Annotated in this window: 17 protein-coding genes; 9 read left to right on the top strand and 8 right to left on the bottom strand. The window is 42.3% G+C overall.

The annotated features are described in order from the left end of the window. Positions 1-99: 99 nt before the first annotated feature. The 3 genes from glmS to RMY64_RS04565 form a co-directional block, all read right to left on the bottom strand. Positions 100-1,971 (bottom strand): glutamine--fructose-6-phosphate transaminase (isomerizing), encoded by a 1,872-nt coding sequence (glmS, locus tag RMY64_RS04575; protein WP_322699421.1) that lies wholly within the window; start codon positions 1,969-1,971, stop codon positions 100-102. Between the two features lie 536 nt (positions 1,972-2,507). Beyond that, complete coding sequence (gene psaC, locus RMY64_RS04570) at positions 2,508-2,753, bottom strand: photosystem I iron-sulfur center protein PsaC (protein WP_012411495.1); 246 nt, start codon at positions 2,751-2,753, stop codon at positions 2,508-2,510. Positions 2,754-3,280: 527 nt separating this feature from the next. Then, on the bottom strand, positions 3,281-3,517 hold the full coding sequence (locus RMY64_RS04565; RefSeq protein WP_322672786.1) for a hypothetical protein: 237 nt from the start codon (positions 3,515-3,517) through the stop codon (positions 3,281-3,283). A gap of 209 nt (positions 3,518-3,726) precedes the next feature. Between RMY64_RS04565 and RMY64_RS04560 the strand changes: the two genes are divergently transcribed. Further along, complete coding sequence (locus tag RMY64_RS04560) at positions 3,727-4,095, top strand: Dethiobiotin synthetase (RefSeq protein WP_322672787.1); 369 nt, start codon at positions 3,727-3,729, stop codon at positions 4,093-4,095. Positions 4,096-4,195: 100 nt separating this feature from the next. Here RMY64_RS04560 and RMY64_RS04555 read toward each other — a convergent pair whose 3' ends face one another. The 4 genes from RMY64_RS04555 to RMY64_RS04540 are packed head-to-tail and all read right to left on the bottom strand — an operon-like array spanning position 4,196 to position 6,891. Further along, positions 4,196-4,807: a hypothetical protein gene (locus RMY64_RS04555; protein ID WP_322684356.1), complete on the bottom strand. Its 612-nt coding sequence runs from the start codon at positions 4,805-4,807 to the stop codon at positions 4,196-4,198. Continuing rightward, entirely contained in the window at positions 4,785-4,991 is a 207-nt protein-coding gene (locus RMY64_RS04550; RefSeq protein ID WP_322699420.1) for a hypothetical protein, read from the bottom strand. The genes RMY64_RS04555 and RMY64_RS04550 overlap by 23 nt, the downstream gene beginning before the upstream one ends. Positions 4,992-5,042: 51 nt before the next feature. Next, a complete protein-coding gene (locus RMY64_RS04545) occupies positions 5,043-6,137 on the bottom strand; it encodes an aromatic ring-hydroxylating dioxygenase subunit alpha (protein WP_322672790.1) in 1,095 nt (364 codons plus the stop codon). Between the two features lie 19 nt (positions 6,138-6,156). Next, a complete protein-coding gene (locus RMY64_RS04540; RefSeq protein WP_322699419.1) occupies positions 6,157-6,891 on the bottom strand; it encodes a DUF3865 domain-containing protein in 735 nt (244 codons plus the stop codon). Between the two features lie 851 nt (positions 6,892-7,742). On the opposite strand from RMY64_RS04540, the gene RMY64_RS04535 reads away from it, so the two are divergent. After that, a complete protein-coding gene (locus RMY64_RS04535; RefSeq protein WP_322672792.1) occupies positions 7,743-9,965 on the top strand; it encodes a sensor histidine kinase in 2,223 nt (740 codons plus the stop codon). A gap of 226 nt (positions 9,966-10,191) precedes the next feature. After that, positions 10,192-10,518 carry an anti-sigma factor antagonist gene (locus tag RMY64_RS04530; RefSeq protein WP_322672793.1) on the top strand — a complete coding sequence of 109 codons (327 nt, stop codon included), beginning with the start codon at positions 10,192-10,194 and terminating at the stop codon, positions 10,516-10,518. 113 nt (positions 10,519-10,631) lie between these two features. On the opposite strand, the gene RMY64_RS04525 is transcribed toward RMY64_RS04530, so the two are convergent. Continuing rightward, on the bottom strand, positions 10,632-10,952 hold the full coding sequence (locus RMY64_RS04525; RefSeq protein ID WP_322672794.1) for a hypothetical protein: 321 nt from the start codon (positions 10,950-10,952) through the stop codon (positions 10,632-10,634). Positions 10,953-11,572: 620 nt separating this feature from the next. On the opposite strand from RMY64_RS04525, the gene RMY64_RS04520 reads away from it, so the two are divergent. The 6 genes from RMY64_RS04520 (at position 11,573) to RMY64_RS04495 (ending at position 23,037) form a co-directional block, all read left to right on the top strand. Next, positions 11,573-16,555: a CHAT domain-containing protein gene (locus RMY64_RS04520; protein WP_322699418.1), complete on the top strand. Its 4,983-nt coding sequence runs from the start codon at positions 11,573-11,575 to the stop codon at positions 16,553-16,555. 242 nt (positions 16,556-16,797) lie between these two features. Further along, positions 16,798-17,535 (top strand): DUF928 domain-containing protein, encoded by a 738-nt coding sequence (locus RMY64_RS04515; RefSeq protein ID WP_322699417.1) that lies wholly within the window; start codon positions 16,798-16,800, stop codon positions 17,533-17,535. 77 nt (positions 17,536-17,612) lie between these two features. After that, the gene (locus tag RMY64_RS04510) at positions 17,613-19,841 is read left to right on the top strand and encodes an adenylate/guanylate cyclase domain-containing protein (RefSeq protein WP_322699416.1); all 2,229 of its coding nucleotides are present in this window, start codon (positions 17,613-17,615) and stop codon (positions 19,839-19,841) included. 631 nt (positions 19,842-20,472) lie between these two features. Beyond that, entirely contained in the window at positions 20,473-21,711 is a 1,239-nt protein-coding gene (locus tag RMY64_RS04505; RefSeq protein WP_322699436.1) for an acyl-CoA dehydrogenase family protein, read from the top strand. Next, the gene (locus RMY64_RS04500) at positions 21,701-22,450 is read left to right on the top strand and encodes a PIG-L family deacetylase (protein WP_322672798.1); all 750 of its coding nucleotides are present in this window, start codon (positions 21,701-21,703) and stop codon (positions 22,448-22,450) included. Before RMY64_RS04505 ends, RMY64_RS04500 begins: the two co-directional genes overlap by 11 nt. Continuing rightward, entirely contained in the window at positions 22,447-23,037 is a 591-nt protein-coding gene (locus tag RMY64_RS04495) for a class I SAM-dependent DNA methyltransferase (RefSeq protein WP_322672799.1), read from the top strand. Before RMY64_RS04500 ends, RMY64_RS04495 begins: the two co-directional genes overlap by 4 nt. Positions 23,038-23,261: the final 224 nt, after the last annotated feature.

The raw sequence follows: 23,261 nt of genomic DNA, 5'->3' as shown, positions 1-23,261 counted from the left end.
AAAGGGTTATTGTTTAACCGAATTATTAATTGTTTAACCGAATTACTAATTGTTCAACCGAATTATTCCTCCACATTTAAATTAAAGTATAAAATTATACTATTCTACCGTGACACTTTTTGCCAAATTCCTTGGTTGATCGACATCTAAACCGCGACGGGCGGCAATATGATAAGCCAATAATTGCAGGGGAACTACTGTAAGGATGGGAGAAAGTAACTCTTCTACATGAGAGACGGGAAGAAGATCGTTAAATATTTCCGCAGCTTCGCTATCGTTGACGGGAGTCACGCCAATTAAGCGAGAATCTCTGGCTTTGGCTTCTTGGGCATTAGAAATAACTTTTTCGTAAATACTACCAGGGATTGCGATCGCAACTACTGGTACTTTCGCATCTAAAAGTGCGATCGGGCCATGTTTCATCTCTCCAGCCGGATACCCTTCAGCATGAATATAGCTGATTTCTTTTAATTTCAATGCCCCTTCCAAAGCAATGGGAAAGTTAATTCCTCTACCCACAAAAATGAAATCTTGAGTTTCAGCAAATTCATGGGCTAGCTGTTCAGTTAAACTTTCCTGATTTGCCAAAGTCGCTTCAATTTCTTTGGGAATCTGTCGCAACCCATTAATAATTTGATCTAGTGTATCTTTTGAAACTGTCTGACGACGAGCTGCTAAATCCAATGCCAAAGCATAAAACGCCATCAGTTGAGCAGTAAAAGTTTTTGTCGCCGCCACCCCAATTTCAATTCCTGCTAGGGTACTGATGACATGAGGTACTAGATGACCAAGGCTGCTTTCAGGACGATTGGTAATGCCCAGTAGTCGCGCTTGATATTTGGGTTCTTTCCCTTGGCGACGTTCTTTTTCCATCGTCAAAGCTGCTAGGGTATCGGCTGTTTCACCTGATTGGGTAACGCCAACGATCAAGGTGTTAGCCGTCACGGGTGATGGTGCATAGCGATACTCAGAAGCGTAATGCACCTGAGTTGAAATTCCTGCTAGTTGTTCAATTAAATATTTTCCAATTAATGCTGCGTGCCAACTGGTACCACAGGCGACGATCTGAATTTGTTCTAAATCGGTATATAAATCTTCAGGTAAACCAAGATTGATTGGTGATTCGGTAGATTCGGTTGGGTTAAAGTATGCGTCTAAACTCGCTCTTACTACTCCTGGTTGCTCATGAATTTCTTTGAGCATGAAATGTTTGAATCCCTGCTTTTCTACCATTGCCGGATTGAAGTTGAGCAGCCGGGGTTGTTTTTTCAACCTGTCGCCAGCAAAATTGTAAATCTCAACGCCCAAAGGTGTGAGGCGGGCAATTTCGCCATTTTCCAGAGGTAGTACTGCACGGGTGTAAGAAACGATCGCAGGTGTGTCAGAGGCACAAAATAACTCCCCTTGACCAAAACCAATTACTAAAGGTGCTTGTTGGCGAACAACAATCAATTCATCGGGGAAATCAGCAGAAATAACTGCAAGTGCAAACGCCCCGCGCAAATGGTTAACGGCTTGGCGAACTGCCTCAAGGAAGGGAGATGAAGGGGGAAGATTCTTTAAAAATTCGGCTATTAGATGGGGAATGACTTCGGTATCGGTTTCAGAACGAAATTCGTGTCCTTTAGCTTTGAGTTCCTCGCGTAACTCGCGGTAGTTTTCGATAATGCCATTTTGCACCACTGCCACTCGCTTTGCTGTATCCAAATGGGGATGGGCATTATACTCTTCTGGTTTGCCATGAGTTGCCCAGCGTGTATGACCAATACCAATTTGGGCAGGGGTTTCTATTTGTTCCAGTTTAGAACGCAGGTTATGGAGTTTACCCTTTGCCCGCACACAATTTACCTCACCTTCCCAAACAGTGGCGATTCCAGCCGAATCGTAGCCCCTGTACTCTAGTTTCTCCAGTCCAGCTAGTAAAATGTCTGTCGCTGCTTGAGTGCCTATATATCCAACAATTCCGCACATTCTTCACGCCACTTTTTTTCAGGATGATTAAATCCAGTATAGTAGGTAGCATAAAGTGGACGTTTTGCAAAGAAAAAGGGAGTGATTTACTCCCCTACCACTAGTAGTTCGCCTTGGCAACGCAAGCGGGGAAAAGGGTAAGGGGGAAAGGGAAAAGGTTTTTTATCCCTTACCATGAGTCCCTTTAACCTTTACCCAACCTCCACCTAACATTTTTAGGTTGGCAGACTACTAGCTATTGTTATGGATTTTAGGTTTTTTTACAGCGGATTCGCCGTCAGCTTTTGACCTGACGGTACAAATACAACTTCTAGGATTTAGATACCCAGAGATTATATCCCCAATCTAAAATTGCGATTTCGTAAGGCGGGCAGTGTCCACTTTACGATCGTAAAGGTGCTTGCTATTGAGACAATTAAAAGTCTTGAGTGCTGAGTTCCGAGTTCTGGGTTCCGAGTGAAGAATCAAGAAATTGTGTTTCTGATTTACTTCTTTTTGTCTCAGCACTCAGCACTGGGCACTCAGCACTCAGCTTTTTAGTAAGCTAGACCCATACTGCGAGTTGTTTCAGCGCCCAGGTAAACCCGGATGCTCAAAAAGTCGGTGGGACAAGCAGTTTCGCAGCGCTTACAGCCCACGCAGTCTTCTGTACGGGGTGAAGAGGCAATTTGAGCAGCTTTACAGCCATCCCAAGGAACCATCTCAAGTACATCAGTAGGGCAAGCGCGGACGCATTGGGTGCAGCCAATGCAGGTATCGTAGATTTTTACGGTATGAGACATTGAAAAAACGGCTCCTTTCGAGTGTTCTTTTCTGCGAAAGAATCATAATCAACGCATAGTCTACCGCAGTGGTTGATAGGCCGTAATCAAAAGGCTACATAACTTTAAACAATGTAATAAGCACCGTTAAAATTTGCTTTTGCGAGATTATCCCTATTGACTGATAATCAGCAACATCATCAGAGCGTATTTCCCACAGTTACATACCATAATAGGGTTTAATCGTAAAGACAAATGAAACAAAATTAAAAGTAAATAGGGACATCTCCATAATTTTAACTATGGGGATTTTGGTTAATAATTTGATTTTGCGATCGCCACATCTCCGTGTAAACGAAAACAGGTTGGCAATCTAGATTACGCAAAAACTTGTTTTCATTACTGAATAAAACTGCTGAGTGCGATGTAAATGATTAATTTCGAGACTGCGATTGCACTCAGCAATTTTTTTTGCGATCGCTCACTAATAACTTGTATATTTAATTTTTTAGCCCTGGCAATTTCATAATATTTTTTCCTACATATCATCAGAGGATTTCAGAAATTGCAAACTCATCATTTATAGTAGCAATTTGTGTTTGAATATTTGGCAGGGTAGCGGTTACTTGCAGTTGTTCATCTAGATTTTTAGCATCATTAAAATTATCTTTTACATATTCCCTTTCTCGGATTTGTCGAACAATACTTTCTAACAACCAAAGTTGTTCTTCCACAGACAAGGCAAGGATAGAGCGCTCAATTTCTAGTAAATTCAATGAGATCATTTTACTTTTGATTCCTAGTCAGATGTATTTTTCAAAGATATTATATTCAGTCTATCTGGTTAACCTAGAGCATGGCCAATTCCTCATCATTTTCCCCACGCCTATCATTTCACAAATCATCAGAGATTGCTATAAATAACTAGAAAGCCGTTTTATTACTTTTTAATTAAGTATTACTGCTGAAGCAAAATGTACGCTAAACTGACTACATGAATTACGAAACAGCTAGGAAACTCCTCATAGATCAGACAATCACAACCGAGGAAAACCCAGATGCGCTGTTAACGCGTATGAAACAGGGCAAACCGCCGGTACCCGGTCAGATCACTTCGATTTTGTTGGCATTGAAAGTGGTGTTTGAAGCCCTCAAAGATGCAAAGAACGTAGACCGAGAACTGGCTTTAGCCCTTTATCAGTTAAGCATTAAGGCGCAACAGCTATTTGGCGCAGGACGTAAAGCCGGGGTTGATTGGCCACCACTACTCAAAGAAGATTTACTACGAATTTCCTTAGCAGCTGAAAGTATCTTTTCGGGTATATGGCAAACCTTAGCGACTATGGAGTTGGGGAAGAGATGAGGGAGAAATCAATTCAAAATTCAAAATTCAAAATTCAAAATTCAAACATTTTAGAACTTCTGCCTCCTGCCTGCTACCTCCTGCCTCCTCTTGTCGCCCACTAACGAATTTGCAGTTCATTTTCTAACTTGCCTAAATCAGTTTTGAGCAAAACGGTCATTTGACCGGTAAAAGCTTTGCCATTCTTGGGTTGGGCAACTTCCACCCAATATACATAGCGATCGCCTACTCGTAATTCTCCCTTTAAGGCTTCCCGAATCGGAGTTTTAGCCAGACGTGCGGAATTAACTACCTTCTGGTTGGGATATTGATACACAACTTGGGCGCGATCGTAATCTTGATAAATCTCCAAGCCATAAATCACCCGCAAGGATTCTTGGAGACGCGCAAATGTCATGCCGTTAATAGCATCATACATAGTAATGCGCTCAGTCCGAATTGTGCCCCGGTCTTTGGAAAACTCCACCCTACCAGGAGGCAATACTGACGCTTGAAAAGTGAATCGTTGGGCAGCAGTATCAGTCTTTTGCACAAATAATTGCTCCCCTCTCCTGGGGCGGAGTGTCGGATGTGCTTTAATCCAAGTGCCTACCTCTTCTGTACTTTGTCCTGGTAAAGCATTGGCTTGGGAATCAAAAAGCGTTCCCACACAGAGCCAGGGCACTAGAGAAAAAGGCAAAATTAAACAGTTAAGTAGAGATTTTTTGAGCATTTTGCTGTTCAGGATTTTTATAGAAATTTCCCCATTTGGGATTAACCATAGTCTTCCCGTTTTTCAGCAAAATTACTTCAATGGATTGTAGCGATCGCGCATCTAAGCCTTTATGGATCGCCGTAGGGGCTAAGATTGTACGGACAAGAAGATAAATTTTGGGACTGGGAGATTCAAAACTCATTATATTGGGTATTGGATTCTGCCTTTAAAGAAGATGACTATTGATGACAAATTAGTACTTCGACAAAACTTGATGGAAGTGAGAAATTCCATATTCAATATCTGCAAACTGAAGTACACCATAAGCTTTAGAATGAACGCTTGCTTGTAGCGATCGCACCACCCCAAAGTCTTCATTTAACACCCGCTCAAATTCCGGTCTAAATTCATCCTGCTTATAAGGAAATGCTTCAATCTGTGCTTTTGTTTGATAAATGAAAACCTCAAACTTAGTTCTTGTGGGAGATAAAGGAGTCAGCCGAAAAACTGAAACTTTGTCTCTTGCAGTATTCACCATCATATTAGGAAAGATGAAGCCCTGATACGATTGTCCCCTTGGTTCTCCTGAAAAAGCGGGGTGATCTTTGACAAATTCATCATCTGTAAAAGGAACAAATATCTGATAGTGTCGCCCAGTTGAAGTGTAAATAATATTCTTCGGATCGAAACACTTTAAACTTTGGGCATGAACAACTGACAAATGATAACACTCTAGATAATTTTCAATGGGAAATTTCCAATTGGCTGGCTCTTCATAAAACCAACGATCGACCTGCTGAAGTTCCTGCCAAGAGTGCTGATATTGCTCTAAATAGGCTGAGAATCCGGCTAAATAACTGACTAACGATTCGCCTTCTGCTTCTGAGCAAATAAAGATAAAGCCGCCCCATGTCTCTACTCGTCCCTTAGCTAGATAGACAGCCGACTTCTCTAAATTGGGAAAACACTCAGCGCGAGGTAAACCTTTAAGATTGCCTTCATAATTGAAGTTCCAACCATGATACGGACAACGCACCCGTTGACAATGACCCTGCCCTTGTAACATCTGCGCTCCGCGATGCGGACAAACATTGTGCATTGCTTGCAATTCACCATTATTATCTCGAATCACGAACATGGGTTGATCGCCAACTTGGCAAGTTAAATAATCCCCAGGATTAGGTAGATCGGATTCACGTCCTACAAACTGCCAGGTGTTACGCCAGATAGTTTGCTGCTCGTAAGCAAAAATTTGCTCGCTAAAGTAGTAATCACCAGGTAGCCCAAATTTTGGTTTATTACTATTAGGAGTTTCATCTACAAATGATGAATGCGTGAAGATATTCATAGTGTTAAGTTCTATTTAATCAGTGGTGTTGAGCGATCGCTGTAGTCAGAACAACCCCAGATGAGATTGCCTCTTGTGCTAATTCCTGCCACCAAGCTTCCATCGCATCGATCGTTGCCCGAAACCCTGCTGCAAACTCTCCAAATTGTTCGGGTTGGATATATGCTGCCAGAGATGTTCTCAAGCCTGCTTCATGTTCAATTTCCCACTCATCTAAATGTTTGCTAAAGAAATATTCCAAATCTTTGGGCATTGCTCCTTCTAGCAACCACTCTACAAGTTGCACGATCAGAGTTAATTCTGGAATTGAGGTTGCCTCGATCGCATAGGTTGCTCCCAGCACATTAGGTAGTTGTTGCTCAAATATCGATTGCACAGTTCTTAACAATTTGGATGTAGCGATCGATGGCGTTACGTTCTTCACAGGAACATTCAGTCCTTGTTCTAACCCTTCAGCTAAAAGCGTGTAATGAGAAATTCCTTGTGTACTTTTGCCCATTTCTTCAGCAATGTTTTCTTTGAGTTCTTGGGCTACAATGTCCCATTCTGCTACCAGCGCTTTCTGTCTTGCTAATTCTGTGAAACCCACCAACTCCTTTGGAAAAATCGAATATTGCTGCATGATATAAGCAATCTGAGCAAAGCTTGCTTTGCTCAGCATTTGTGCAACAGGATTTTTTGTAATACTAAATGCCAGGTAATCCTGAGCGAGCAGTTGATTTAGCTGCTGAGTTAGGCAATCGAATGTGTTCACAATTTTAGTCCTTTCAAGAGTTGAAGTAGTGTCGGTCGATTTGTCTCAAAAGTTGGTGTAAATATAAAAAAGGTGATACTAGCGGCAATATCAAAACCAAGCAAAATTGATGCGTAAAATTAATACGCATTTCACTAGCCCGATCGCCAAGTATTTCTGAATACAGGCAAGGCAAAATTGATACTCAGTTAGCTTGGTTGATTACCAAAGATTTCTGAATACTGATATCAGGACTAAATTTGCAAACGGTGATACTAGCGGCATATCAAAACCAAGCAAAATTGATACGTAAAATTAATACGCATTTCACTAGCCCGATCGCCAAGTATTTCTGAATACAGCTAAGACAAAATTGATACTCAGTTAGCTTGGTTGATTACCAAAGATTTCTGAATACCGATATCAGGTCTGAAATTGCAAACAGTTAATTTATGAAGTTTTTGGCATTCTTGATTGCCAGATTTGGTTTTTGGAATTCAAAAACCTTGAATTTTTATTTCTACAAATATTAAATCATTATAAACATTAATACTTCATTAAGATTATTAAAGTAATGTTTAGCTACTGAAACATTTTTCAAATCGCATTATTAAAGTAAACTTAATTACTAAGTATTAATATTTAGTAAATCACATTAAATATCCCAAATAGCAGGACAAAGATGTATTTATCTTGTTCGCAGAAGCAAGGAATGAGCTTGATTGAGGATAAAGTTCGGGAAGATGAAACACAAATTATCTGAAAAATAGTATAAATACAACTAAGTGATATTCCTGGTATTTGATAGTATGAAGTTTGTGATGGGTAATCTAGGTTAAGCCAAGACTTGAGCGAACCAAGATTTACCACTTATGAAGATACATCCATCTAGCAAAGTCCGTGCATTTTCATTACACCTTGTTCTGATCGTTCCTTTCGTATTGCAAGTTTTTGCCATCGTGGGACTGGTTGGATATGTGTCATTTAAAAATGGCGAGAAAGCGGTGAACGATCTGGCGGATCAGTTGATGGAACGAACTAGTGGTGAAGTAAATCAACATTTGGATGCTTACCTGTCGATTCCCCATAAAGTTATCCAGTTAAATGCGGATGCAATTAATATGGGATTGCTGGATGTGCGCGATCGCCTCAAGGTTGGTAAGTATTTCTGGCACGAAATGCAAGCTTATGACCTAACCTTTATCAGCTTGAACCTAGCAACTGGAGAAGGAACTGGAGCCGGCCGCTACGATGGCAAAACGGTGACAATCGATGATAATGCAATCAAAACTCCAAGTCTGCCGAAAAATACGAAAACTTACTTAACAGATAATCATGGCAACCCAACCAAAGTGATGACAACCAGTACTTGGGATACCGTCAATGAACTTGCCTATACTGAACCTGTGAAAGCCGGAAAACCTATCTGGGTTCGCATTTATACTTATTACGATCCTGCTTATCCCCCCTATATTGTGGCATCGGCAGGTCGTCCGATTTATGATGCCAGCAAAAAACTGATTGGTGTTGTCGGGGCTGAAATTCACCTGTTGAAACTCAGTGAATTTTTACAAAAATTAAATGTCAGCCACTTTGGACAAGTTTTTATTATGGAGCGTGATGGTATGTTGGTTGCCAATTCTGCTCAAGAAAAGCCTTTTACTGTAGTCAATAACCAAATTAAACGCCTGAAAGCGATCGACAGCCCCAATCCGGCGGTACAAAACATTGCCAAGCAGCTTCAGCAGCGCATTCCAAATTTCCAGTCGATTACCAATACCCAAAAACTGAAAGTTAATGTTCAAGGGGAAAATTTCTATGTGCATATTGTACCTTGGCGAGACCAACATGGTTTGGACTGGTTAGTGGTAGTTGGTATTCCGGAAAAAACTTACATGGCGCAAATCCATGCCAACACCCAAATTAGTATCCTGCTGTGTTTTGGGGCGCTGATAGTCGCAACAACGATTGGCATATTTACCTCGCGTTGGATTGCCCATCCTATCTTGCGCTTGAATCAGACTACTCAGGCAATAGCATTTGGTGATTTACAACAGACACTCGAAGAAGGGAATATCAATGAACTCAACACTCTTGCTCACTCTTTTAATCACATGGCAGGACAATTGCGCGAATCCTTTGTGGCTTTAGAAAATAGTAATGCAGAACTAGAAGCGCGAGTCGAACAACGGACTGTTGAACTGAAAACAGCCTTGAGTGAATTGCAACGTACCCAAGCACAAGTAGTTCAAAGTGAAAAAATGTCTAGTCTGGGTCAACTGGTAGCAGGTATTGCCCATGAAATCAATAACCCAGTCAACTTTATTCACGGTAATCTTACTTACTTGGATGAATATACTGAAAACTTGTTACAGATGATTTATCTCTACCAAGAACGCCATTCTAGTCATGACCCAGAAATTCAAGCATTAGCAGAGAAAATCGATCTAGAATTTCTTGTGGAAGATTTACAAAAGATGCTGTCTTCGATGAAAATGGGGACTGAAAGAATTCGTAATATTGTGCTATCGCTGCGAAATTTTTCGCGTATGGATGAAGCGGAATTTAAGACAGTTGATATTCATGAAGGTATCGAAAGTACGCTCTTGATTCTGCAACATCGCCTTAAAGATAAACCAGACCGTTCAGCAATTGAAGTTATTAAAGATTATGGCAACTTGCCGCAAGTAGAATGCTATCCTGGTCAACTCAATCAAGTATTGATGAATATTTTGGTAAATGCAATCGATGCCCTTGATGAAGCAGACATCAAGCGTACCTCTCAACAGATACAAGAAAATCCCAGTCAAATTACTATCCGCACTTCAGTGGTTGATTCACAATCAATAGAAATTGCGATCGCTGATAATGCACAAGGAATGCCAGAATCGGTTCAAAACCGGATCTTCGATCCATTTTTTACTACCAAACCCGTAGGCAAAGGAACAGGTATGGGTATGGCAATCAGCTACCAAATCATTACAGAAAAGCATGGTGGGAAATTGCTATGTTTTTCTAGCCTTGGGCAAGGCACTAATTTCATAATTCAAGTGCCTATCCGCCAACAAGCTCCTGAAGGCGTCGTCAAAGTATAGACTGTTAATATCTCCCTGCCCCTCTGCCTACAAAGCGATGGGATTTTTTTTGAGTTGGAAGTCCCTTACGCGTAAACATAGCCCAAAGTAGGCATCACCTGTTCAAAGATTATGTTTACAACGCCAATTTTCAGCAATATTTAAGTATAATTGCTTGTTGATAAATTATCTCCGACATTAAAATCTTACGAATAGATTCAAATAAATAAGCATAGAGGAAAAAGTTATGGCTTTGAGCGTCACACTAGAGATCGGCAATGATGTTGCTAAAATCACTTTGTCTGGAGAATTAGATGCAATGACTGCACCCATTTTCAAGACAGAGGTAGAGAAAGCAGCAGTTGAGCATCCAAAACACCTCGTGTTGTTGATGCAAGACTTAGAATATATGGCCAGTGCGGGTCTGCGGGTACTCATTTTTGCTAAACAAACAATAGATGCTAATGCAAATATTTACATAGTTGCTCCGCAAGAAATGGTCTTGGATACACTCAAAAAAACTGGACTTGACCAAAGCCTACTTGTAGTTGATGAATATGATGCTGCTTCCTGAGAAACTCAACTAGTTACTACCAAAAAAACAAATTTACGCTGGCAAAAACTCTAATCTGCACAAGCATCAACTAGGTAGGCAATAGCATCGTCTGCAAGTGCCGCGATCGTTTCCTAACTGAGTGAAGGCTCAGAAAATATAAAATTCAAAAACATGTTTTTCTGAAACCTTAATGCCTCAACCATAAAAACACCTGGAAACACCGATGCTGAAGCTACAGCATTAATTTCTTCGAGTTGAAATACCCCATAGCGATCAAAAATGTTAACTAAACCAAGCTTAGTGACTCCAACACTTGCCAGTACTTGATTTAAGAGCATCCCCTTTGTTGCCACTGCCAGTCCAAACGCTAGCATCATACTAAATAGATCGTTGCGCTGGATATTCGTAGCGATTTGTTGTTTCACATCGCGTGCTAAATTCCAAAAAGACATACTTGGTTTTAAGGTATGAAATGTAACAGTGGATGAAGCTAATGACCCCATCTGCTCATCACTAATTATTGGTTACGTTAATTAAGAGACAATTTATAAAGTAAATTTTTAAACTACAAGACAACGCAGTATGTATTCGTCGTGAGAAGTTAAGGTCGAGCCTTTTAAAATAATTTGTTATTTAATAGATAGTTTTGGTTTACGACCTCCTCGTATAACAATAATTTTCACTTTTTTCAATTCTAATAAAGCTTGTTTTTCATGATACAATCATTGGGTATTTAAAATTAATTGTTGTAATTGTTCATACTCCCAACTAATCAAAAACTTTGTTTTTTAGGATTGTCTTCAAGATAATTCAGTATGTTGCTCATATTTTTGTGTAAAAAGATTCTCTAATATTTTTATATATTAGAATGATACTATTTTAAAGATATCTACTGTTTGGACTTTGGACAAAAAGAAGATAGTTCGCAAGTGTTCTTTCCCCTCTGCTGGCTACGAGGAAAAGTTTGTGTAGCGCACCACTAGAATTATGGCGATCGCACATAGCAATAATGCTCATAGATGATGGCTTTTATTCCAAGTGAATTATCAACTTTAAGCTTGGGGAATTGGCAGTGAACAGAAAAAATCAAAAGTCAAAAGGAAATAGTCCGTTGGTAAGGCAGTACGTTGGCGTTAGCGTTAGCGCAGCGTTAGCGAGTCATCGAGCGTCAGCGGTAGCGAGTCATCGAGCGTCGGTAATTGCGCACTTGTACTTTTTTAGGGAAACAAGCTACTTACAGCGTCTTTGTCAGCAAAAGCAACTGGTGTTTAGAAGTCAGAATGCTGCATTGCCGATCGCGCTCACCCTATGCTTCTGGTTAGGGAGCATTGCTGCCAAACCCGTACTTGGACAATCGATTGTTCCAGCTAATGATGGGACAGGGACAGTTGTAACTCAAGAGGGTAATCGCATCGATATCCAAGGAGGTAAACTTTCTGGCGATCGGGCGAATCTATTTCATAGCTTAGAGAAATTTGGACTCAATCAAGAGCAGATTGCCAATTTTCTCGCGAATCCCGATATTCACAATATTCTCACACGAGTTGTCGGTGGAGATCCTTCAACCATCAATGGATTGATTCAGGTAACTGGAGGAAATTCCAACTTATTCATTATGAATCCAGCAGGAGTCATTTTTGGGCCGAATGCCCAAATTAACCTTCCGGCTGATTTTACAGTAACGACTGCTACAGCAATTGGTTTTGACAATCGTTTTTGGTTTAATGCAGTCGGTAAAAATGATTACTCAAATTTAAATGGTAATCCCTCCGGGTTTGCCTTTGATTTCGCCAATCCTGGGACTATTATCAATGCTGGTAGTTTGTCAGTTTTAGAAGGATACAATCTGGCTTTAATCGGTGGAAGTATTATCAATACGGCTACATTGAGCGCACCTGGCGGCAATATCACTCTTGCAGCAGTACCAGGGACAAACCTGATTCGGATCTCTCAAGCGGGAAACCTGCTGAGTTTAGAGCTAGAACTACCAAGAAATACAACAGACCAACACCTAGCAATTAACCCTCTGGATTTGCCAACGCTGTTAACCCAAGGGGCTAAGGGACTAAATCTGGGTGTAAGACCTAATTTAGATGCTGGCACAGTACAGTTAACACGATCTGGTACAACTATCCCAACTGCCGCAGGAACTACGATCGCTTCTGGAACCCTAGATGTTTCTAATACAGGAGTTATGCAGACAGGTGGTACAGTAAACGTCTTGGGCGATCGCGTCGGATTGATTGGTGCTAACATTAATGCCTCTGGCACATCTGGTGGCGGCATCGTTCGGATTGGGGGAGACTACAAAGGTCAAGGTATTTTGCCCAATGCCTCACAGACGTTTGTTAGCAATGATTCGGTAATTAATGCTAACGCCCTGCGAAACGGTGATGGCGGTCGGGCGATTGTTTGGTCAAACGATCGCACTCAGTTCTTTGGTAAGATCGACGCCATCGGCGGGCTTAATGGCAATGGCGGGTTAGTAGAAGTATCTAGCAAGGGATTGCTCTTATTTCAAGGCTTAGTTGATTTGCGATCGCCTGCGGGAGAAGTCGGCACGCTCCTGCTAGATCCGACTGATATCACCATCAGCAGCGCGATGGATACTGCCAGTATGACCTTCGGTAGGGGGATATTTGCTGACACCACTACAACCTCTTCTAATCTCAACTCGACTAGACTACAAAATCAACTAGCTTTGAGTAATGTTACCGTTTCGACAACATCGGGTTTGGCTGGCAAAGGAGATATTACAGTCAGCAATCCGATCTCATGGAGTAGCGGTTCTGACTTGAAATTAGCTGCCGATCGCAATATCAACATCAATGCCAACATCGGCACAACGGGTACTGCCAATACAAATCTAACGCTAGAAGCTAATAACAGTATTTTTATCAACTCAAATGCCAAGCTAACAGCCAGTGGTGTGGGGAAGTTGGATGTCACCCTCAATGCAGATCGAGACGGTATCAATGGAGGAGCGATCGCTATCAAAAGCGGTGCTGCGATCGATTCTAATGGAGGCAATATAATTCTGGGCGGTAGTAGTAACCCCTTAAACGAATCGGCACAAGGAACAGCAGCAAATCCCATTGGAGTCAGCCTTAATGGAGCTACTCTCAACTCTGGTACTGGCAATATTTCAATTAAAGGTCAGGGAAACAACGCTGATGCGAGCGAGCAGAAAGGTATTTTGCTGAATAATAGCAGCATCATGGCTGAAAATGGAGATATCAGCTTAACAGGCATAGGCTACGGGAATGGAAACAATAACAACGGGATTCAGCTTAACAATAGCCTGGTAAGTTCCACGGGTACTGGGAAGATTACACTCCAAGGTACTAGTAACGCCAGAGGAGGTAGGGACAACGACGGCATTGAAGTAAACAGTAGCGCCATCACTGCGATTAAAACGGGGACAATTGCTCTAGAGGGGATTGCCGGAGTCGGGACTGATATTAGTGAGGGGATATATATCGGTCGCAATTCCAAAGTCAGTTCAGCCAATGGAAATATCAACCTCACGGGTACTGGCGGTAATGGAGAGGGAAATCGTAACTTCGGTATTTTACTGGAAGACGGCGCAGAAGTGGAATCGACGGCAACAGGAAATATAACCTTAGAAGGTGCTAGTAGAAACAGCACAGAAGGAATTAGCATTAACAACAGTTCGATTAACCCCACTGGAACAGGCAGTGGTACGATCGCCCTCACTGCTGATGAAATGAACTTCCTTGGCTCCACCCAAATCAAAGGTACTGGTATCCTTCAGTTGCAGCCTCGGACTCCTAGCTTAGGCATTACCTTGGGTGGCAACATTAACGATGCCCGTTTAAATCTAAATGCCAGTAAATTAAACACCTGGCAAAATGGCTTTTCTCAAATATCGATCGGGCGAGATAACAGCAGCGGTAGCATTACCTTGGCAGGTGATGTGACTTTCAACGATCCGGTTACTTTGCGATCGCCCTTTGGCTCAGGTTCCATCAACACTAGTGGATTTCAACTCACAGGAGCTGACAATGCCACCCTTAACCTGCAAGCCAACCAAAACATTACCACTGGCGATGTGGTAAATCAAGGTCGAGAGATTAGAATAACCAGTACCAATGGCAATATCAATACCAGTGCGGGAACTCTCAATACTAGTTCTACAACTGGGAATGGAGGAGCGATCGCTCTCGAAAGCGGCGATGCCATTTCCACGGGCAACCTGAACAGTTCAGGAGTTAACGGTGGTGCCATCATCGCCAAAGCTGCCACCAATATTACCACTGGCGCAATTGATTCCAGCAGTAGTTTCGGCAACGGTGGCAATATCACCCTTGACTCCAGCCGTGACATTCAAGCTACCCAGATTAACGCCCAAGGTGGGAAAAACGGTAGAGGCGGTGACATAGATATTACCGCTAGACAATTTTTCCGAGTCACAGACACCTTCACCGACAGCAACAGCAGTCTGGCTAGCATTTCCAGCCTTGGCGGTAACAGTGGCGGAGACATCACGATCCGGCATGGGGGAGGCAACTTAAATCCGTTTCAGATTGGCAATGCCTCGGTAAATGGTACAGCTGGTGCGATCGTTGGCGGGAAAATCTCTATTATCCCCCCTCCACCCCCAACTGAGACTCCACTTGTTAATTTTAATCCCGTCGATCTCAGCAATCCCTTCCCTGTTACGCAGCCACTACAAGTAACCTTTGCCTCCACACCAGCAACTGACACCAACCTACCAGAACTGGAGGAAGCCTTCACCAAGACCTTTGAGAACCATTTGGGCATCAGCAATGCCCGCATCAAAACCCTAAAAGAAGCTCAGGCTATATTGCGCCGAATTGAACAAGCCACTGGCATTAAACCTGCCCTGATTTATGTCTTATTTCAACCCAAAACCGAGCAAGACTCCAAATCTCAACCAGAGGAGACTGTTAAGCAACCACAACCTATCTGGGAGTTCAATTCTCAAAGTTTGGAGCAGCGCCGACAGCAAGTACAACCCACTACGCAACAAGCTCAAGGTAACTACCAGCTCGAACTAGTGATGGTCACTTCCTCTGGAACACCAATCAGACGGCAGATTAAGGGAGCGACGCGAGAGCAAGTCCTCAAAAACGCTCAAGAATTCCAAGCAGCTATCACTAACATTCAACGCTCTCCCCCATATCTAGCTTTGGCTCAAAAGCTCTATAAGTGGCTGCTTGGGCCTTTGGAAAAGGATTTACAAGCTCAAAAAATCACGAATCTCAGCTTTTTGATGGACGCGGGTTTACGCTCCCTGCCGATCGCCGCCCTGCATGACGGACAAGGGTTTATTGTGGAAAGATACAGCGTTGGTCTTATGCCCAGCCTATCACTTACTGACACTCGCTATGCGGATGTGAGAAATCAGCAAGTCTTAGCGATGGGAGCCGATCGCTTCCCCGATCAAAAGCCCTTACCAGCAGCTTCAGTAGAGTTGTCTTTAATCGTTAGTCAATTGTGGTCTGGTAAGTCTTTCCTCAACGAAAACTTCACAGTGGAAAAGCTCAAACAAGCCCGCGCTTTACAGACGTTTGGTATTGTCCATTTCTCTACCCATGCCAACTTTCAGCCTGGTAATATCAATAAATCCTATATTGAGTTTTGGTATAGCAAATTACTAATTAGCCAATTGCAGCAGTTGAAGTTAAGTCAGCCACCAGTGGAACTATTGGTTTTGAGTGCCTGTCGTACAGCATTAGGCAACCCAGAAGCGGAGTTGGGATTTGCAGGTTTGGCGGTGTTAGCAGGAGTGAAATCAGCGATGGGCAGTCTATGGTCTGTCAACGATGAAAGCACAATGGGACTAATGACAAGTTTCTACGAGAAATTGAAAGAAACTCCCATCAAAGCCGAGGCTCTACGGCAAGCACAGGTAGCGATGCTCAAGGGCCAGGTGCGACTAGAGAAGGGTCAGTTGGTAACAGCGAGTCAGAGTTTTCCTTTACCGCCGGAGTTAAGACAGATAGGAGACAAAGAATTTGCTCATCCTTATTATTGGAGCGGTTTCACGCTCGTCGGCAATCCCTGGTAAGGGACTTCCAGAAAATAAACGATCCAATTAACTGGGATCGGAATGGCACGCTTGTAAAGCCCAAAGACTTATTGTACCCTCGTTCCTAGCCTCCAGGCTGGGAACGAGTTCCAAGAGGCTCTGCCTCTTGACTCAGCACGGGCTAAACTTTAGCTATCCGTTAACAGCACTCAACTATACTTCTGAAAAGACTGATTTACTGCTTCAAAGATTTACATTCAATACAAGTCTTTACGTGGATCATGAATTTACCAAAATCTTTTCTGTTTTTAGCGATCCTTGTTAGCGCACTTTCTCCCACCATTGTCACTTTTGCTGGCTTGCCATCACGGCGATCGCCATCCAACGTGGAGTGGAAAGTCAGTCTCAAATTCCCACCTGTAGATGACCGAGGAGCGCCCTCTCAAACATTGGGTGGAGGAACGCGTGGCTCTTCTTGTATCGATGAGAGAGGAATACCGATAACGCCTTTGATGCCGTCAAAAAATAATTTTGGGAAAACGGTTGCAGCCAATCCAACACTATATTGGTACATTCCTGAAAATACTGCCCAATCTGGAGAATTGGCTTTGACAGATGAAGCTGGCAATCAGGTTTATCTGACAACTTTTAAACTGCCTAGTACTCCTGGCATCATTAAACTGGAATTACCAGCAAATGTTTCTCTCCAAATTGGCAAGTATTATCGATGGTACTTCACGATGATTTGCGATTTTCAAGACCGCTCTCAGGATCAATTTGTCAAGGGATTACTCCAGCGTACTGAAATAAGTTCATCCCTGAAAAATCAGCTAGCTGGGGCAGGACTTCTAGAACAGGCAAAAATTTATGCAAAGTCTCAAATTTGGCAGGAAGCACTGAATACCGTTGCTCAATTGCGCCGCCAGAAGCCAACTGAATGGGAAGAACTTTTACAATCAGTCGGTTTAGAGGCGATCGCCAAAGAACCTTTCCTTGACTGCTGCACGAGCGATCCCTAACCTCAGTACAGCTAAATATCAGCAAAGTTAAAACGGCTACTTTGCTACCCGGAAAAATTAATTTTGGTACAAACAAGATGATCTGGAGAAAGTGGAAAAAGCTACTGTGGCAATGGCGCGGTGTTTTGATTACTACTCCTAGTGTGGCTGGTGTAGTCATCTTATTACGCTTTGCTGGTTTAATGCAGCCTTGGGAGTTGGAGGCTTTTGATGGATATATGCGTCTGCGACCCCAAGAAGCACCCGACGATCGAATTGTCATTGTGGGAGTAAATCTTGCAGACATGAAAAAAATTCGTCAGCCAATCGTTCCAGATGGTCTGTATGCTCAATTGTTGCAAAAATTAAAAGCCAGGAAACCACGAGCTATTGGTTTAGATATCTACCGCGATTTACCTGTAGAACCAGGACATCAAGAATTAACCAAAGTATTTACATCTACCCCCAATTTAGTCGGGATTCAAAGAGTGGTAGGAGATAACCAACGCGAGCCAATTGACCCGCCACCAGCACTCAAAGATAAAGGGCAAGTAGGTGCAAATGATTTGGTTTTAGATCCAGATAAAAAGGTAAGACGCAGTTTGCTCTACTTAACAGATAAAAATGGAGAGACTATTTACAGTTTTGCATTATATTTAGCTTTACTTTATCTCGATGCCGAAGGTATTGCACCCCAAACTTCTGGACAGACAAAAAATTGGCAGTTAGGAAAGACAAGATTTATCCCTTTTGCTGCTAATGATGGTGGCTATGTGCGAGCTGATGACCGTGGCTACCAAATTTTAATAAATTACAGGGGGCCAGCTAGGCGCTTTTCTACAGTCACGATGACAGATATTTTAGAAGACAAGGTACCACCAGAATGGGGACGCGATCGCATTATTTTGATTGGTAACGTCAGCGAGAGTTTTGAGGATTTATTTTTCACTCCCTATAGTAGTGATTTGTTGACTTCTCCTGAACCTATGCCTGGGGTAGAAATTCATGCGAATATGGCTAGCCAAATTATCAGTGCAGCTACAGCAGGTCGCCCACTAATTAAGAGTTGGTCGCAGCCAATAGAAATAGGATGGATTTTTTTGTGGTCTTTTGTGGGTGCAAGTCTAACTTGGCAATGGCGATATGCAGGTGGGATAAAATTTTTATCCTTCCAGAAAATAACTAGCCCAATTTTGGCAGCAGGTGTGCTATTGGCTAGTACATATACAGCCTTTATCGCTAGTTGGTGGATACCTGTAGTACCACCATTATTAGCATTGTTGGGATCTGCGATCGCTATTACAGTCTACATCGCCCGTACTGCTGGAGAAATTCGTTATACATTTGGGCGTTACTTAAGCAAAGAAGTAGTCACTACCTTATTAGAAAGCCCAAAAGGTTTACAGCTTGGGGGCGAACGGCGTAAAATCACCATACTCGTCTCCGATTTAAGAGGATTTACCAGTATTTCGGAACAATTACCCCCGGAAAAGGTTGTTCAAATTCTCAACTTTTATTTAGCATCAATGGCAGATATCATTACCCAATATCAAGGAACCATTGATGAGTTTACAGGCGATGGTATTTTAGTATTGTTTGGTGCGCCTACTGCCAAAGAAGACGACACTATAAGGGCTATTGCTTGTGCGATCGCTATGCAGTTAGCAATGATGAATATAAATGAAAAGATGCAGCAGTGGAATCTGCCGCCATTAGAAATGGGAATAGCTGTCAACACCGGCGAAGTTGTTGTTGGAAATATTGGTTCTTATATCCGAACCAAGTATGGTGTAGTCGGTGGCCAGGTGAATCTCACCTATCGTATTGAATCCTATACAATTGGAGGACAGATTGTTATTTCAGAATCGACATTTAGAGAAGTAGAGTCAATTGTTAAAATCTGTGGACAAAAGCAAGTACAAGTAAAAGGAATTAAACTACCGATAAATATTTACGAAGTTAGCGGGATTATTGGAAAATACAATCTCTTTTTAACTCAAGAAGAAGAAAGATTACTACCCTTAGCTGAAGCAATACCAATAGAATATACAATTTTAGATGAAAAGCACATTGAAAAAACCCTTTTTCAAGGCAGTTTAGTTAAACTGTCCACTAAGGGAGCCGAGGTACGTCCCAAGGATATAGAAAAAGATGTCATCCCTTCTTTATTCAGTAATATTAAATTAGTTTTATCACCAAATTATTCAAAAGAATTAAGCGCTGATATTTATGCTAAAGTTTTAGAAAAACCAATAGAAGATGGGTTGTTTTATATCTACTTTACTACTAAAAGTTCTGAGATAAAAGCAATTTTTAGTAAGATTTAAGTAGTTGGGATCGGGCAGAAAGGAAGAGGATTTTAGCCTCGTTCATTGTTGGGAAAGGGCTAAAGGATAAGGGTTAATACCAATTTAATGTGAAGTTGCACATATCTTGATCCCCCTAAATCCCCCTTAAAAAGGGGGACTTTGATAGATGTTTTTCCGGTTCCCCCCTTTTTAAGGGGGGTTAGGGGGGATCGAATTCTATGCAGCTTTATAAAAAATTGTTATAAGGGTTTTTTTACCTTTTCTCCTTCCCCCAAAACCCGACAAGTATTGTCTGCCGGCCTACTTAACGCTACTCTTAATCAAGCAGACATTCAATGATAGCAATAAATCTACCAAACTGTAAGCGTTTCGCGTCAGCAATATCGCATCCATCAGTTCAAAAGTTGCATCATACGCTCTACCTGAATAGTTATACGCTGCTTAATGAAATTCTTCTAATTTGGCACGTTTAATATTGGCAGATGAGAGTTGATGGTTAAACTCTGGTGATTCTGCTAAAATTAAAGTATACTCCATTGTCCTACGCAAAAAATAATTTATGCATATAATAATCTCCCTTTTGTTAGGTATATAATCATACAAAAGATAGAGATGTTAACTTATTTAATTTAATTCTTCTTAACAAGATATAAAGAAATATTACAGAAAGGAGTCGGCTATTAGCATCCAATTATTAAAGAATGTCGTCATCCCAAAATGGCATAATTCCAACATTGCTCTGGATCTCAAACGTGCCGCAGAAATTGCGGATTATTGTTTAAACAATGCCACTGCAATCGATTGCAATACTGCTTTTCCCAAGCAAGAGTTTGAGCTAATTGCTAAGGCTGGGTTATTGGCTGCACCATTAGCGAAAGAATTAGGCGGATGGGGTGCAGGAATTGATGCTAATGTTACCTACGAGCTTTTAATGCTATTAAAGCAGATAGGGCATGGCAATCTGGCAGTTGGGCGAATTTATGAAGGACATATCAACGCCCTACAACTGATTCAGACCTTTGGTTCCATAGAACAGATCGCAAGCTGCGCTGATGATGCCCGCGATCGCCAGAAAATATTTGGCGTTTGGAATGCTGAAGCCTCTGATGGTGTGAAGATAATTCCTTGTGAGAATGGGCGTTATCGGCTGGAAGGTTCTAAAACGTTTTGTAGTGGTACTGGCTATGTTGAACGTCCTTTCGTGAATGGAGTATTGCCAGAGGGCGGTTGGCAAATGTGCATTGTGCCAATGGACGAAGTGACAACTCTTAGCGATCCCGCTTGGTGGCAACCTTCTGGGATGCGAGCTACTGCTAGTTACAAAGTGGATTTTAGCGGTGTCGAGTTGGATCAAAGCTATTTAATCGGTCAGCCAGGAGATTACTATCGACAGCCTTGGTTATCTGTTGGGGTAATTCGGTTTGCTGCTGTGCAACTAGGTGGAGCAGAAGCACTGTTTAACCTAACTCGTCAGTATCTACAAAAGTTGGAATATACAAACGATCCATATCAACAGGAACGGCTTGGCAGAATGGCGATCGCCATTGAAAGTGGTAATCTCTGGCTGCGGGGGGCTGCGGATCGAGTAGCAGCCTATGCACCAGTGTTTGGTGGCGATCCCACTATTGTTCACCCGCAAGCAAACCAACTCGTCGCCTATGCCAACATGGTCAGGACAGCAATTGAACAAATTTGCATTGATGTGATGCATTTGTGTCAACGTTCTGTGGGAACTCGCGGCTTACTACCACCAAATCCGATGGAACGAATTATCCGAGATTTGACTCTATATCTGCGTCAACCTGCTTTTGATGCAGCCTTGGCAAATGTCGGGCAATATGTCTTGCATGAAAGTAATCCGGCTTCAATACTTTGGAATGATGAATGAATTTGGCTTGATTGCATTACCACTAGACAATCCTAATGTTTTGCCCTGGCGTTCAGTTAACGAGATCGCTTGTAGCCCAGTACTGATTGTTGCACCCCATCCTGATGATGAGACATTAGGTTGTGGAGGTGCGATCGCTCTATTACGGTCTTTAAATTGTCATGTGCAAGTGTTAGTCATCAGTGATGGTACTCTTTCACACCCTCGTTCCCAGAAATATCCCGTAGCTAGACTTTTAGCTCTGCGGGAAGCAGAAACGCTATCAGCATTAAAATTGCTGGGTGTAGAGGTGAATGATGTCACCTTCTGTAGAATGCAGGATGGGTCAATTTCAACACAGTATCAAAGTGCAGTAGCTAGTTGTCGTGCTTACATTACAGAAATCGCCCCACAAATTATCTTTTTACCCTGGCGATATGACCCTCATACAGACCACCGAGCGACGTGGAAGTTAATTCACACAGTGCTGAATGACTTGCCCTTATCCCCCCGATTGATTGAGTATCCGATTTGGGATTGGGACTTTGACCAACGAGAGAGTCTGCCAGTACCTCTTGAGGTGACAACTTGGCGATTGAATATTAGCGCAGTGGTGGAGTTGAAACAGCAAGCGATCGCTGCTTATCGTTCCCAAACTACAGACTTAATTGATGACGATCCAGAAGGCTTTCGCCTAACTCCCGAAATGTTAGCAAATTTTACTCATCCTTGGGAAGTTTATATAGAGGAAAACCGATGAACCCGTTACAATCTAATTCCCTACCACCTAGCTACTTTGATAAACTCTACAGCGAAAATCCAGACCCGTGGAAGTTTGAGACAAGTATTTACGAAGCTAACAAATATGCTGCCACAATTGCAGCTTTACCCAAAGACCGCTATCGGTCTGCCTTTGAAATCGGTGGTTCCATTGGCGTTTTAACTGAAAAACTGCAAGAACGTTGTGACTCACTGCTCTCAGTTGATGTATCAAAATTGGCGCAGGATAGAGCAAAAGAGCGCTGTCAGCATCTCTCCAATATCAAGTTCCAGATTATGCGTGTCCCAGAGCAATATCCTGATGAAATGTTTGATTTGACCCTAGTTTCAGAAGTTGGCTATTACTGGTGCTGGGAAGACCTGAAAAAATCCCAACAGTACATTCTGGAACACCTGGAACCTGGAGGACATCTACTTTTAGTTCATTGGATACTTTATGCCCGTGATTATCCATTGAGTGGAGATGAAGTTCATGACTCGTTTTTTGAGTTGACCCCAAATAAACTGCGGCATTTAAAAGGTCAACGGGATGAAGAATATCGACTTGATTTATTCGAGCGAGTGTAAACTACCTGACGCCGACGCTATCACGTACAGCGTGCAATAATTTTCGGTTGAAGAAGTAATTCAGGAGCGGAGCCGGAAACGCTCCGCCAAGGCGTCAGAATCAAGACGCGACGCTCGAATACTCGCTACCGCTTCGCTATCGCAGAATTGCTCATCAGAAACAGGTTGTCTGTATGTCCGATAAGAGATTGGTTGACGTAGCGAATGCTACCTCAACCGCGCAT

The sequence above is a fragment of the Nostoc sp. DedQUE08 genome (genome assembly GCF_034530895.1).
Classification (GTDB): Bacteria; Cyanobacteriota; Cyanobacteriia; order Cyanobacteriales; family Nostocaceae; genus Nostoc.
Note: the sequence above shows the minus strand (reverse complement) of the source record. Positions and strands in the feature narration are given on the sequence as shown.